Source organism: Geomicrobium sp. JCM 19037 (genome assembly GCF_000698105.1).
In the GTDB taxonomy this organism is placed as follows: Bacteria; Bacillota; Bacilli; order Bacillales; family Marinococcaceae; genus Geomicrobium_A.
The window spans coordinates 1-13,506 of the sequence record NZ_BAWZ01000020.1; the positions used below are offsets into that span (position 1 = coordinate 1).

The 13,506-nt window shown below is 41.7% G+C and carries 20 protein-coding genes and 1 pseudogene; 14 read left to right on the forward strand and 7 right to left on the reverse strand.

The window, feature by feature from the left end:
• On the forward strand, positions 1–585 hold a 585-nt coding region (locus JCM19037_RS12200), incomplete at its 5' end, for a CAP domain-containing protein (RefSeq protein WP_042401479.1).
• Positions 586–863: 278 nt separating this feature from the next.
• Here the strand turns inward: JCM19037_RS12200 and JCM19037_RS12205 are convergent.
• From JCM19037_RS12205 to JCM19037_RS12220, 4 genes are all read right to left on the reverse strand, one after another.
• Positions 864–1,226, reverse strand: a complete 363-nt coding sequence (locus JCM19037_RS12205) for a hypothetical protein (protein WP_042401483.1) — start codon at positions 1,224–1,226, stop codon at positions 864–866.
• Positions 1,227–1,397: 171 nt separating this feature from the next.
• Complete coding sequence (locus JCM19037_RS12210; protein WP_042401486.1) at positions 1,398–2,045, reverse strand: hemolysin III family protein; 648 nt, start codon at positions 2,043–2,045, stop codon at positions 1,398–1,400.
• Between the two features lie 144 nt (positions 2,046–2,189).
• Positions 2,190–2,375 carry a cell wall hydrolase gene (locus JCM19037_RS29385; protein WP_042401488.1) on the reverse strand — a complete coding sequence of 62 codons (186 nt, stop codon included), beginning with the start codon at positions 2,373–2,375 and terminating at the stop codon, positions 2,190–2,192.
• Positions 2,369–2,770 carry a cell wall hydrolase gene (locus JCM19037_RS12220; protein ID WP_042401490.1) on the reverse strand — a complete coding sequence of 134 codons (402 nt, stop codon included), beginning with the start codon at positions 2,768–2,770 and terminating at the stop codon, positions 2,369–2,371. The genes JCM19037_RS29385 and JCM19037_RS12220 overlap by 7 nt, the downstream gene beginning before the upstream one ends.
• A gap of 237 nt (positions 2,771–3,007) precedes the next feature.
• Between JCM19037_RS12220 and JCM19037_RS12225 the strand changes: the two genes are divergently transcribed.
• Positions 3,008–3,448 (forward strand): LysE family translocator, encoded by a 441-nt coding sequence (locus JCM19037_RS12225; protein WP_052363848.1) that lies wholly within the window; start codon positions 3,008–3,010, stop codon positions 3,446–3,448.
• Between the two features lie 5 nt (positions 3,449–3,453).
• Entirely contained in the window at positions 3,454–3,633 is a 180-nt protein-coding gene (locus JCM19037_RS22890; RefSeq protein WP_152549056.1) for a hypothetical protein, read from the forward strand.
• Between the two features lie 625 nt (positions 3,634–4,258).
• Here JCM19037_RS22890 and JCM19037_RS12230 read toward each other — a convergent pair.
• Positions 4,259–5,233, reverse strand: coding sequence for a phenylacetaldoxime dehydratase family protein (locus JCM19037_RS12230; protein ID WP_042401492.1), 975 nt, complete (start codon positions 5,231–5,233; stop codon positions 4,259–4,261).
• Positions 5,234–5,541: 308 nt separating this feature from the next.
• Here JCM19037_RS12230 and JCM19037_RS22895 point away from each other — a divergent pair, with 308 nt between their 5' ends.
• From JCM19037_RS22895 to JCM19037_RS28560, 11 genes are all read left to right on the forward strand, one after another.
• Positions 5,542–6,219 (forward strand): nitrilase-related carbon-nitrogen hydrolase, encoded by a 678-nt coding sequence (locus JCM19037_RS22895; protein ID WP_052363850.1) that lies wholly within the window; start codon positions 5,542–5,544, stop codon positions 6,217–6,219.
• On the forward strand, positions 6,165–6,650 hold the full coding sequence (locus JCM19037_RS22900; RefSeq protein ID WP_052363851.1) for a hypothetical protein: 486 nt from the start codon (positions 6,165–6,167) through the stop codon (positions 6,648–6,650). Before JCM19037_RS22895 ends, JCM19037_RS22900 begins: the two co-directional genes overlap by 55 nt.
• 48 nt (positions 6,651–6,698) lie before the next feature.
• Positions 6,699–7,523 (forward strand): ABC transporter substrate-binding protein, encoded by an 825-nt coding sequence (locus JCM19037_RS30115; protein WP_052363852.1) that lies wholly within the window; start codon positions 6,699–6,701, stop codon positions 7,521–7,523.
• A complete protein-coding gene (locus JCM19037_RS30120) occupies positions 7,511–7,915 on the forward strand; it encodes an ABC transporter substrate-binding protein (protein WP_255357913.1) in 405 nt (134 codons plus the stop codon). Before JCM19037_RS30115 ends, JCM19037_RS30120 begins: the two co-directional genes overlap by 13 nt.
• A 44-nt stretch (positions 7,916–7,959) precedes the next feature.
• Positions 7,960–8,310, forward strand: coding sequence for a hypothetical protein (locus JCM19037_RS22915; RefSeq protein ID WP_052363854.1), 351 nt, complete (start codon positions 7,960–7,962; stop codon positions 8,308–8,310).
• 2 nt (positions 8,311–8,312) lie between these two features.
• On the forward strand, positions 8,313–9,260 hold the full coding sequence (locus JCM19037_RS12245) for an ABC transporter permease (protein WP_042401495.1): 948 nt from the start codon (positions 8,313–8,315) through the stop codon (positions 9,258–9,260).
• Positions 9,261–9,276: 16 nt separating this feature from the next.
• Positions 9,277–10,149, forward strand: a complete 873-nt coding sequence (locus JCM19037_RS12250; protein ID WP_042401498.1) for an ABC transporter permease — start codon at positions 9,277–9,279, stop codon at positions 10,147–10,149.
• 17 nt (positions 10,150–10,166) lie between these two features.
• Positions 10,167–10,394 carry an ATP-binding cassette domain-containing protein gene (locus JCM19037_RS29015; RefSeq protein WP_052363855.1) on the forward strand — a complete coding sequence of 76 codons (228 nt, stop codon included), beginning with the start codon at positions 10,167–10,169 and terminating at the stop codon, positions 10,392–10,394.
• A gap of 190 nt (positions 10,395–10,584) precedes the next feature.
• Positions 10,585–11,148, forward strand: a complete 564-nt coding sequence (locus JCM19037_RS25120) for an ABC transporter ATP-binding protein (protein WP_373900870.1) — start codon at positions 10,585–10,587, stop codon at positions 11,146–11,148.
• A complete protein-coding gene (locus tag JCM19037_RS22930) occupies positions 11,141–11,473 on the forward strand; it encodes an ATP-binding cassette domain-containing protein (protein ID WP_052363857.1) in 333 nt (110 codons plus the stop codon). Before JCM19037_RS25120 ends, JCM19037_RS22930 begins: the two co-directional genes overlap by 8 nt.
• A gap of 8 nt (positions 11,474–11,481) precedes the next feature.
• Positions 11,482–12,114, forward strand: coding sequence for an ABC transporter ATP-binding protein (locus JCM19037_RS28560; RefSeq protein ID WP_052363858.1), 633 nt, complete (start codon positions 11,482–11,484; stop codon positions 12,112–12,114).
• Here the strand turns inward: JCM19037_RS28560 and JCM19037_RS30125 are convergent.
• Together JCM19037_RS30125 and JCM19037_RS27340 are read right to left on the reverse strand one after the other, a co-directional pair.
• Positions 12,111–12,377, reverse strand: coding sequence for a hypothetical protein (locus tag JCM19037_RS30125; protein ID WP_373900872.1), 267 nt, complete (start codon positions 12,375–12,377; stop codon positions 12,111–12,113). The genes JCM19037_RS28560 and JCM19037_RS30125 overlap by 4 nt on opposite strands.
• 213 nt (positions 12,378–12,590) lie before the next feature.
• Positions 12,591–13,489: pseudogene (locus JCM19037_RS27340) on the reverse strand (sigma 54-interacting transcriptional regulator); the annotation flags it as partial.
• Between the last annotated feature and the right edge of the window lie 17 nt (positions 13,490–13,506).

The window sequence follows — 13,506 nt, forward strand, 5'->3', positions numbered from 1 at the left end:
CCAGAAGCGCCGTCTGAAGGCAACGAAGAAGAGCAACCAGAACCAGAAGCGCCGTCTGAAGGCAACGAAGAAGAGCAACCAGAACCAGAAGCACCATCTGAAGGCAACGAAGAAGAGCAGCCAGAACCAGAAGCACCATCTGAAGGTAACGAAGAAGAAGGAACGAATGATGAGGACACAGAGACAGGCAATGACTCTATGTCTCAGTTTGAGCAAGAAGTTGTAGATTTAACAAACGAAGAGCGTACATCAAGAGGTCTTGAGCCACTTGAAGCGTACACAGACTTAAGCGATGTTGCACGTGTTAAATCAGAAGATATGAGAGATAATAATTATTTCTCACATGATAGCCCTAGATACGGTTCACCTTTTGATATGATGAATGAATTCGGCATTGATTACAGAAGTGCAGGAGAAAACATCGCAGCAGGGCAGACGAGTCCTGAACAAGTGGTGAACGGCTGGATGAATTCCGATGGACACCGCGCGAACATTCTTGATCCACAGTATACGCATATCGGTGTCGGACACGCTGAAGGCGGAAGCTATGGACAATACTGGACGCAAATGTTTATGTCTCGCTAAAACGATTAGAATATGAAAAAAGGCGTAAGGATTATCAACCAATCCTTACGCCTTTTTTAGAAGTAGATTAAACGTTGTCCGTGTACCCGTAAGACCGCAAATCATTCCATAGAGCAGGCTATCGCATGATTTGCGGTCCATTAAGTAGGTGAGTCGGTAAAATCTTGCCATAGAAGCTAGAAATTCTCCCATAGAACGGCAAAAAAGCATCTCGATTATTTTAAAAATGGACCATAGCTAGGCGCGTCATCAGCGTAAACGACTTCAGCGCATATGTATTACCCTTCAATTAGCGCTTGATAAATGAGCGTTCTGCCTGCCACTTCCGCGATGACAAAATATTGCACTGAACCTGTGTTCTCTGTCTCGTAGATTGGGGTCCCTTCTGGAAGTTGTGTGGCCGACAACTCTTCAAAACGACTCGGATCATCTGTCGTTTGTACAATTTCTCCGATAAAGGAACCTTTCTCGTACGTATTCAAATCAATGTGTTCATAATCTGTTACATTGCTAAAAATTGTGGAGTCGTACTCAAAAATATCGGCGCTTTGAGATTGCCGCAAAACATCTTCAGCAGTCGGGTTAGGATCTTCACAACCGATGAGCAATAACACTACCAAAAATAACACAATACGCTTCACGACGTTTACCTCGCTTTCGCACTTAGGTTATGGATTCAGAAGTGAGAGTTTTTCTACATACCAATAATATCTCTACGTTTAGCCTCATAAACCTGAAAAACCAGCTACCCGCAGGCACCGTGGTGCTGACAAATAGCTGGTTCGTTTTTGGCACGGGTTGAAGCTACGATCTTAAAGCGGCAATACATACCGAAACACAGCAAAGAAATGTGCCGCTGAGCCGGCGATAACGAATACGTGCCATACGGCATGATGGTATGGAAAACTCCGCCACACGTAGAATACAGTACCTACTGTGTAGAAAATGCCTCCCGCAAGTAGCAACATCATACCTTCGGGTGGCAATACGAGAGATAGCGGTTGCCACGCGATGACGATAATCCAACCCATACCAATATAGAAAACGGTTGATAACAGAACGAACCGTTTTACAAAAAATGCTTTAAATGTAATGCCAATCGCTGCAATTCCCCAAACGATGCCGAACAGAATCCAGCTTAGGGCACCGTCAAGCGCGAGAAAAAGAAACGGTGTGTACGTCCCAGCAATAAAAAGGTAAATGGACGAGTGGTCAAAGATCTCAAACAAATTCTTAACTTTTCCTGTTGGAAAACTGTGTAACAGTGTAGAGTTAACATAAAGAAGCGTCATTGTCGCCCCGAAGATGGCAGCACTTACGATGTGGAGCGCGGTCCCATAGATCGACGCATATACAATCAGGATAACAAGAGCGGTAACGCTCAGTAATGAACCAACGCCGTGGGTGATGGCATTAGCAAGTTCTTCACGTCTCGAAAACACATGGGTTTCGGATGCCAAGAGTGATCCCCCCAGTACTCATTAAACTACTACTTATTATACGGCATTGACGGCAAAAAGCATACTGCCACAAGTTGCTCGTGTATATATAGAAGAAAAACGACTCAACTCTATTTTTAAGAGTTGAGTCGTTAATATCATACATTATTTTGCAAATACGTGTTGACCGATACGTTTTGTTTCTTCACGAGTCGCATTCCAATGGTTAGTAGCTGTTTCAGGGTTGTAGAAGAAGATTGAGCCTTGACCTTGGCCATCAAATGCTAATGCTTCACGAGCAGCAAGCTTAGACTCTTCAGCAGCCGGTTCATAGATTGTTCCATCTAACACTGGCTAAATGCATAGTATCCGTTTACGACTTCATAGATGACATCGCGGATTGTATCCGGGTAGCGATCATCAGCAACACGGTTAAGAACGACAGTACCTACAGCAACTTTACCTGCATACGGTTCTCCTTGTGCTTCAGAGTGAATGAGGCGTGCTAACAGATCCAACTCTTCGTTCGTTACTGATTCTGGCATTTGCAGACGCTCTCCGATATTTACATTCGAATCGGGCTTGCCGTTTAATTCTTGAATTTCTTGAATAGAAACTCCGTAATCAACACCGATGCTCCAAAGTGATTCTCCTTCAGATACAGTATGCTCAGAGTTGGCTTGCGTAATATTAGTAAACATAAAAAAGAATGCGATAGACATGATTGTCATTTTCAAGCGTTTCATCGTAAAACCTCCTGTGGGATTTGGTACGAGTGTTACCATAACAATCATCCAGGTCGGTTGCATTAGGAAAAAGAATCCAAAGAACTATTGCGGAATTTGTAAGGTTGATATGACAAGGGTTAACGCCTGAAGTTACAATTAGATTACAATGTTGTTATATATGATATATATCCTAATTTATAGGAGATATGAGAAAAAAGTGTTGGTTTTCCGAATTTTAGCATGGGAGTGAATTCGTTGTTACTCATCGTTACATTTATCGTATTTGGGTTTGTAGTTGCTTTACCTGTAGGGCCAGTAACGATTGAAATGATTCGCGTGAATATGCGGAGTGGGTTCCTCAGTGCTTGGATGATTGGGATTGGCGGAATGGTCATCGATGTCGGAATGATTCTACTCATTTATTTTGGGCTGTCTACTGTCTTTGAATTGGACGCGGTTCAGACTACCATGTGGTTTATAGGAGGTGCTTTTCTACTGCATCTTGGAGTGCAGAGTATTCGAGAAGATTCTATGACGTTAGAGCAAACATCAGGAACTAGAGATGGGCGCTTTCAATCATTTCTAAAAGGCGTTGTATTGGCGCTTACACCTGGGAATCTAATGTTTTGGATCGGCGTATTCGGAACAGTTTTGGCTGCAGCATTGCAAGAAAGTGGCTTCGGCAATTCCTCGTGATTGGCGTGAGTATACTTGGAGGGATTCTCCTCCACGATCTATTGCTATTAACCGTTGTCTCCATCGTAAAGCGAAAAATCAACGGAAAATGGTTTAAAGCGATCTCCATCATTGCAGGTGTTTTACTGCTTGTATTTGCAGCGTATTTCTTACTGTCAGGCGTTCGCAATATTATTGAGTTGTAAAAATGTTGAATTTAAAAGAAGTGGATGTTTATTAAAGGCTTCGAATCGTAATTTTGTAATAGTTTCTACATTTATCTAAGGGTAAGGTGTCTCCAGCACTTAAGGTGATACCAGTGTGCTCGCTGCGTCTACCTCACCCAGAGCCAAGGTGTCAAGGGAGAAATCATTCGATGATGACAGGACTTTAAGTGTTTAGCTAGTATTCGAAGAATGCCGGTACCATCTTGGAACGTGCGATCACATAAATGTATGCAGGGAGCAAGCTATAGCACTATGATGTAGAAGATAAAATAAAACGATCCTTGGGGCATCATATGACGACATTTCATAGGTGTTTGCAGCTATAGGATGGTAAACAAGGAGTAAGAGACAATATCTTTGTTAAAGTGACTGCTGTCCGTAATACGTAAATTGAGAGTTCTTATCTTTTATATCTCATCCCTGGCCAAATGCGATTCAGAACAAGGGCATACAAAAATACGCTGTCGCCGCACTGTATGATTAGTGCTGCATCTACTTAATCTGTTCTAGCCACTATCATAAATTTCTTTATCTCCAATAGGTGAAATACTCAAACCTCTCCTATAGTTTGAAGTAAGTCGATCTTTCAATATATAAAGCTCACTTAAACATTTCGTAACAATCCGGTATTAGATTTGCATCGTAGGTAGAAAATCTCTGTTCGGTCATCATCAAGTAGGCACACTTCATGCCATAAACGAATAGACGTCTTATTCTCCTGCTCTTTGAGTAGTTTGAAGTAAGTCCCATAGATGGATAGGTGTGTTTTGTGAGACTTAGACCATTGTTCTAAGTGATCTAATGATTGAAAATATGCAAGTACAGAATGGATGTCTTTTTTATCTCCAGCGGTATTTACTTCTTCTACCCCCTTAATGGCTAGGCAACCCGAGTTGCTATCCGTTGCCAAATGCTGCACACCTCGATGTAAAACAGGGCGAATCATTTCTTCGTACAATTTCTTCTCCTCGGCTGAAACATCAGTCAAGTCTTGAACTGTTCTAATAAAGCAGCTGTTCTTTGGCAGATGAACAAACGTTTTGTCTTCTGTAGTCGAGACAGTGATCTTTTTATTGCTACCGGGGAATGACTGGTGAACAGATGCTGGGATTCTGTCGCGCATTGCCCCCCAATATTCATGTTTCTTTGATACTTCGAGCGGTGTGAAGTGGGAAACTCCGTCTCTCTGACTGTTACTGGAGTGTGTTGTTTCAAATTCATCAATGAAAATTCGAAACGCCTCAAAGGATAAGCCGAAACGTCCTGAAATAGTATGATTTCCATTTAGAAATGTCATGATCTTTGGAGAGTTGCGCCATTCGTCGTATACTTTAATGTCTTTAAAGTAACAGAGAAACAATACGTTCACAGTATCCTTATCTTCAGAATGTATGGCAGTATCTATATGGGTTGGGTATTTATCTATCAGAGCATTTACTTGTGAGATTACGGGTGATGTGTCTGTGGAGCTAGGTATTTGAATACCCATTTGAATAAACATAATTGATTCAATATCCAATGGAAAGACAGCAGTATAAGAATCATGTGTGGTCTTATGGTTTTCAGGCATGTTTGTCATTTTTTTACACTCCTTGAATTGATTTCGATTCAATGACCCGGATTCGAATCAAATATTGTGTTGTTTGATTCGAATTCGGGTCAGGAATTCCGTGGGTTAGCGCTTGTGAAGCTAAATTCCTTTCATAAACTCTACCATTTCTTCCTTTCTATAAAAGTATCCTGTAAGATTATCTAGCAAAAATGTGCCAATTTTCTGCACCTTTAGCTATTAAAGTCAATATTATTCAACAAGTAGTATGACAATCTCATATAAATTGGCATGCCTTTTGCAATGAAATTAAGAAATCGAAAAAAGGAGAGAATGATATGCCAGCAGCTAGAAAAGTAAATGCAGCAGTTGCCCAGATCTCACAAGAGTTCTTTGATACAACTGCGAATTTAAAAAAAGCAGTAGAAGCCATTCATGAAGCGGGGAGGAATGGCGCAGATATTATTGTTTTTAGCGAATGCTTTCTAGGTCAATACCCGTATTGGGCACAATACCATAACGCGCCCCAAGCCGGATTTCGTAAGACGTGGACTGCTTTGTTTGAAGGTGCGGTCCAAGTTGGTGGTGAGGAGTGTGCGACCATTGGGAGGGCGGCAAAAGAAGCGAACATCTATGTAGTCATGGGATGTAACGAGTTGTCCGACGAAAAGGGCAGTGAGACGATCTATAATTCAATGTTGTTTTTTGATCGTCATGGCCATTATATGGGAAGACACCGTAAACTAATGCCTACTTATCACGAGCGAATGGTTCATGGACAAGGTGATGGCCGTGATCTGCGTGTGTACGATACAGATATTGGTATGCTAGGAGGCTTAATATGTTGGGAACATCACATGACATTATCTAAATATGCAATGGCTTCGATGGGAGAGGAGATTCATGTTGCAAATTGGCCTGGGAATTGGAGACAGGTATTCCTGCTGAGGGTGAAAGGGTCATGGAACCAGAAGTTAAACGCCCTTATACGTGTGATGTGCAGCATGGTATTTTAGAATATGCCACAGAAACAGGAAATTTTGTATTAAGTGCCAGCGGTTATATGGATCCAGACACAATCTCTGATGAGTGGAAAGAAGCAATTCCTTCTTTACAAGCAGACTGGGCCGTAGGCGGGAGTGCAATTGTAGCTCCAGGGGGAAAATACCTTGTAGAACCCGTTATTAACCAAGAGAAAATTTTATATGCTGAATTGGACTTTAATGAACGAAGGTTATGGAAATCATGGTTTGACCCGATTGGCCATTATAGCCGAAGAGATGTATACAACCTACAATTAAATCAACCAAATGGACGAGAATTTAGTTACATCAATGATAGAAATAACGATGCAATTGGGGACTCAATCCAGTATTTAACCAACAAATATGGTCTATCATTTGACGAAATTGAGTCACTTATCAAGTCGACACACAAAATGATATAGATAGCGGAGCGGCTGCTGCCGCTATTTACATAAAAGGAGTGAATCGTATTGAGAAAAAGCCTAGCCTTCACTCTTCCTCTGATGATCGTTGCTTTTGTGTTAACTGCTTGCGGTTCTTTTGAAGGAAGCATAATGGATAGTGGAGAAGAGAAGGTATTAATTATTGGGATGGACTCTGAAGCAGATACCTTAGATCCGATGCGTTTTAATGGTTGGGTATCATACAGGGTAACCAGAACAATTCATGAATCACTCGTAACAGAAGACCTCCTCTCACCTGAAGACCAGGTGCCAAGTATTCAGCCAGAGTTAGCGAAAGAATGGGATGTTTCCGAAGATGGGATGACATATACGTTTTACTTAGAAGAGGATGTATATTTTCATGACGGCACACCCTTTAATGCAGATGCTGTTGAATTTAATGTTAGACGAGCATGGGATGAAAGTTTTGAATATTTCGACCCTAACAGTGCGGCGAATTTAACACAAGTATATGGACATGTAAAAGGTGTGCGAGCGATTGATGAGCATAGTGTGGAGTTTACGCTCAATCAGCCGTATTCGCCATTTATAAGAATGCTGGCAATTGGTGGCATGGGCTCTACTGGAATCGCCAGTCCAAAAGCAATTAGAACATACGGGAATGATGGATACGCAGAAAACCCTTCAGGAACAGGACCGTTCAAGTATGATGCACGTGTGATGAGTGAACGTATTGAAGTCGTTGCCAATGACCAATATTGGAGAGAGATACCCGAGCTTGACCGGGTAATCTTTCGCCCAATTCCGGACGACTCTGCTCGTACGATGGCGTTGCAATCAGGAGCTGTTGACTCATATTCGGACCATTACCAGACAGTATTTCACGGTTAGAGGATCAAGGGTTTGAGTTAGTCCAGAGTGCTCCGCCTCATGGATGGTACTTGAACTTTAATTTTAATAATCCAGATATTCAAGATGTGCGAGTGAGGCAGGCGATTATAAAATCAATCAACCGAGAGGAAATTGCCCAGGATTTAATGCAGGGAACAGCCACACCTGCAACAAGTATGCAAACACCAGGAAATACTGGCTACGATCCAGAATTCATTGATTATGAATACGATCCACAAGCGGCCCGAGAACTGCTTGTGGAGGCGGGGTACGATGAGGGAATTGAAATGGTATTTCAAACATCAGTAGATGGTTCTGGACAGTTAATACCGGTTCCGATTGCAGAGCGTATTCAAAGTGACCTAGCAGCATCGGAATCACTGTATATTTAGATACATCCGAATGGATTTCATATCTAGCAACAGCGTTTGATCCGATGGATGAAGCGATTGGTTTTAACCAGATGTCGTGGGGATTTTCGACGCCATATTTTCTTGGGATGGTCGGTATGACGGGAGCTCCTGCGAATGCTGGACAGTATAGCAATGCCCAATTTGATGATGTTGCTAACCGAGCAGTTCAAGAAACTGATGACGAAAAAGCGAATAAACTTTGGCAGGAAGCCAATCAGATATTAGCAGATGACGCAGCCTTTGCACCGATAATTAATGATTCATCTCCTTATTTGATGGCGCCCTATGTAGAAGGCTTCATTGCTCCAAATCAAATGTGGTTTGATTTAAGGCAAGTTAGCATAAATAACGAGAAGCTAGAGGAGGTGAGGTAACGTTGTTTGCGTATATTGTAAAACGAATACTAGCTATCTTCCCGATACTACTAGGCGCTTCATTTCTCGTCTTTTCGATGGTATACATGATACCTGGTGATCCAGCACAAATCATTTTAGGGCAAGGCGCAACAGAAGAGGCCATTGAAAGCATGCGGGCAGAGCTCGGGCTTAATGAGCCATTTATCGCTCAATATGGTATTTGGTTGTTCGGTGTTCTTCAGGGTGATTTAGGTATGTCCATTGCAATGAGAATACCCGTGACTGACTTTTTATTTCCGAAGCTGATTAACACGCTAATTTTAACCGGAGGTGCACTAGCCATCTGTCTATTAGGTGGGGTGCTAGTCGGCGTTGTTGCAGCTCTTCGGAAGTACACCCTCTTTGATCGCATAGCAATGTTCATTGCGCAATTCGGCGCGAATACTCCCGTTTTTTGGCTAGCTATACTATTAATGTGGCTATTCTCTTTACAACTTGGGTGGTTCCCGACAATTGGTATGTACGATTATCGTGAAGGGTTTAGTGTCATAGGGTTGTTAGAGCATCTCTTGCTACCTGCATTTGCTACAGCGTGTGTGAGTTTGGCTGTCATAGCGCGTTTAACAAGAAGCAGTATGATTGATGTTCTAAATAAAGAATTTATGCAGACATTTAGAGCCAACGGCATATCTGAATCTAGAATCGTAGCTAAGCATGGCTTTAGAAATATATTAGCACCCCTTTTAAATATGACTGGTTTGCAAATTGGTTATTTGCTTGGTGGGGCGATATTTGTAGAGGTAGTCTTTTCGTGGCCGGGTATTGGTAGTCAATTATTTACTTCTATTAATGCCCAAGATATTCCTATGATTCAAGCTGGGATACTCTTTATAGCGATTACCTTTGTCGTCATAAATCTCATTATGGATATCGTGGTGACAACATTAAATCCAAGAATGCGCCAATAATGGGGGAGGAGAAGAAGTGACACAATCAATTCAAATAAAAGCAGCTCGTTCACAAGCAGCTCAAGGCTGGCATGTGTTTAAGAAGGATAAATTAGCAATTGCTGGAGCAACAATTATTATCCTTGTTACACTCATTTCTATATTTGCTCCAATTATTGCTCCTTACGACCCCAACGTCACCCAAGGTCCGCGTTTACAGCCAATTGGAACCTCTGGACATCCTCTAGGTCTTGATGGTCAAGGTAGGGACATTCTTAGTCGCCTGATTTGGGGAGGTCGATTATCTCTTGTTTCTGCGATCATTCCGTTACTTTTCATGTTCTTCATTAGTCTATTTATCGGACTATTAGCTGGCTTTTTCCCGAAGTTAGGCGAAGTTGTCATGAGAGTGCTTGATATTTTGTTCGCTTTTCCAATGGTTCTTATTGCAGTAGGGATTGCTTCAATCGTCGGGGCGGGATTGTTTGCAATTATGCTATCTATAAGTCTCGTGCTTCTTCCTTATATGAGTAGAGTTGTTTACACCGCGACGGTTGAAGAAAGAGATAAGGAGTATGTTGAAGCAGCTCGAGCTCTTGGCTCCAGTCAAAGTGACATTATGTTTAGAGAGCTTCTTCCAAATGTTATATCTGCATTAATCGTCTATGCAACAACACTTGCTGGCGTAATGATTGTATTTTCTGCAGGACTCAGTTTCTTAGGGCTCGGGATTCAACCTCCTGATGCGGATTGGGGGCGAATGACAGCAACAGGCCTTACGGTTATGACACAAGGGGCTCCACACGTAGCAACACTTCCTGGGGTCATAATATTGATTGTGGCAACGGCATTTAATTGGCTTGGAGATGGTTTGCAAGATGTGTTTAACCCTTATAAACGAACGGAATAGAGAAGGGAGGAACAGTAATGGCTTTATTAGAGATTGAGAAATTGTCCGTTCAATTTCACACACAGAGAGGGATTGTTCATGCGGTTAATGGTGTTGATTTGAAAATTGAACATGGAGAGGTTGTTGCGCTTGTCGGTGAGTCAGGTTCTGGAAAAAGTATGACAGGTCTTTCAATACTTGGACTGCTACCGAAGCCTCATGGACGCATTGTGGAGGAAGCATTCGCTACAGAGATGATGAACTGACAAAAATGAAAAAGAAAGAGTATAGGGAACTTCGTGGTCATGAAATTGCGATGATTTTTCAAAATCCGCTTTCTGCAATGGACCTTCGTTTAAGATTGGCAATCAACTCATTGAAATTATCCGTGCCCAGCAAGGGCTGAAAAAGAAAGAAGCATTAGCTGAGGCCCGTAAACTTCTTACATTAGTTGGTATTCCTGACTTAGATAGGGTGTTGATTTCATACCCCCACGCATTAAGTGGAGGGATGCGTCAACGTGTAATTATTGCTATGGCTCTGAGTTGTAAGCCTAAACTTTTAATTGCAGATGAACCTACAACTGCGTTAGATGCAACAGTACAAAAGCAGATTTTAGGATTGCTGAAAAGAATAAATAAAGAATTGGGAACTAGCATTCTATTTATTACGCATGACTTAGGTGTGGTTGCTAATTTATGCGATCGAGTGGCTGTGATGTATGCAGGCAAGGTTGTTGAGTATGGAAAGACAGTTCAAACGTTAAAAACACCGCAACACCCATACACTCGCGGCCTACTTGCCGCCATGCCCGAGAGTATAGAGAACAATGAACAAAAAAGACTATATGAGATTGTCGGTTCTCCACCGGACATGCTCCATCCTCCCTCTGGTTGCAGCTTTTTTAACCGTTGTTCAAGAGCCACTAGAGAGTGTTCAAAGACCTTTCCAGAAAGAAGCTATACCGATAATGAACGCTGGGTTCGGTGTTTTCATAGAGAGGTGTATTCTGATGAGTAATATCCTAACCATTCAAGGATTGAGTAAAGAATTCCCTATAAAAAAAGGGTGGTTTGGCCAAGGGAAGGAAAGTTTTCGCGCTGTTGATGATGTTGGTTTCACGGTAGAGAGGGGGAAAACACTCGGATTAATTGGGGAATCAGGATCGGGTAAATCAACAATTGGAAGAATGATTTTAAGGTTAATGGAACCGACGGAAGGAAAGATTTATTTTCACGACAAAGACATTACTGACGTGAAGAACGCTTCATTGAGGACTTATTATTCTAAAGTCCAAATTATCTTTCAAGATAGCGCTTCAACGTTCAACCACGACGTTTCGTAGGGGATCAAATGGTGAAACCGATGATACGACTAGGGGTAGTGAAGACGGAAGAAGAAGCAAATATTGAAGTTTGTAAAATGTTAGAGCGTGTAGGGTTGAAGGCCGAGCATTTTAATCGCTATCCTCATGAATTTTCTGGGGGACAAAGACAACGATTAGGGATTGCACGGGCACTCGTTTTAAAACCTGAATTAATCGTTCTTGATGAACCGACATCTGCACTTGATGTGTCTGTGCAAGCACAGATTTTGAATCTATTGCTAGATCTGCAAGAAGAGTTTGAGCTCACATATGTGTTTATCGGACATGACTTAGGGGTCATCCATTTCTTTTGTGACCAAATTGCCGTCTTGTATAGAGGGAAGCTCGTTGAAATTGGAGATGCGAAGAACATCTACGTTGCTCCAAAACATCCAGTTTCGGAACTGCTTCTTGAATCAGTTTTAACATTAGATAAAAGAGATTTGCCAATGAGGGGTAGGGCAGCGGAAAACCGAGCTTCTACACAAGGATGTGTATTCTCTGCAACATGCACATACGCTAGAAAAGAATGTTTTGCGTCTGTACCACCTCTTATTCATGAAGGGGATGGACATTATCACGCATGTTTTTATCCCCTTCAAGCAAAGAAATTGTCCTAATGTAAGTTGTATTTCTGGGTTCGGCGTACAAAGGCTGATTGGGAGATGCCTAGTGACTGAGCAGCTTGTCTTGTTGTTTTATGTTCGTGAATTGCAGAATGCAAATATTCTTTCTCAATCTTAGCCAGATGGTCTCGAAGAGAGAATGGGTGGTTCAATTCTGGAATATTCGGTATCTTTACCGGGGTGATAGATGAAAATGGGGCAGGTAAATCTTTTCTGTAGATCTGTGTGGAATTTGCTGTGATTACAAGTCGCTCCACAAGATTCTCTAACTCCCTGATATTCCCAGGCCAATCATAGGATTGTAAGTATGACAGGCAATCTGTACTCAATGATACGTCTTTTTTGTAACGCTGATTGTAGATCGTTAGATAATGTTGGATGAGTTGACCAATATCTTCGCTTCGCTCCCGAAGTGGAGATATCTCAATAGGTATGACGTGAAGTCGGTAATATAAATCTTCCCTAAATTTTCTTGCTTTAACTAGTTCGCTTAATTGTTGGTTAGTTGCTGCGATCACTCGTGCATCGGAGAAGTAGGGCTCATTAGATCCAATAGGAAAGAACTGTTTTTCTTGGAGAAATTGCAGCAATTTAGGTTGTAACTCAATGGGGAGTTCACCTACTTCATCCAAGAATATAGTTCCTCCACCAGCTTTTTCAATGAGGCCAATTTTTCCGCTAGTATTTGCACCTGAGAAGCTCCTCTCATGTAGCCGAACAATTCAGATTCAATTAAATTTGCAGGTAAGGCACCACAGTTTACTTGTATGAATGGCTCATTCTTCCTCAAGCTTCTGTGATGAATTTCATGAGCGTATTTACTTTTGCCAACGCCAGTTTCACCTTGTAATAATACAGTGGCATCAAACATGGCGACTTGATGTATCGCATCAATTGTTTGTTGATGTTTATGACTTGAGCCAATAAGTTGATTGGGATTTTTCCTGTCTGATATTTTCAATGATTGAATTTGCTTCCAATATTGATTGATCAGTTCTTCCGCTTTTTCAAGACGTAAAGAAGATCTAACTGTCTCGGAGATGTCTTTCACCTGAACAAGTATATAAGCATCTCCTTGAGGCATCTCAATTCTACGTCCAACAGCTAAGAATTGCCCACCATTGGATGCCTGAACTCGGGATACGGATTGCTTTTTTTCAATAACTAGTTTTGTTATTGAGGGTGTGAAAACACCTGCTTCTTCAAGCTGATCTGCTGACTTACCAATAATTTCCTCTCTTTTATATCCAAGTTGCTGTTCGCTTGTATCATTTAACCAGAGTGTGACGCCACGCTCATCTGCAAGGTATAGACCATCTTTAATTGTGTTTAAAATTGTTTTCATTTCGTTCGTTAAAAACGCGAGCATATCTTTCTCCTTTTCAT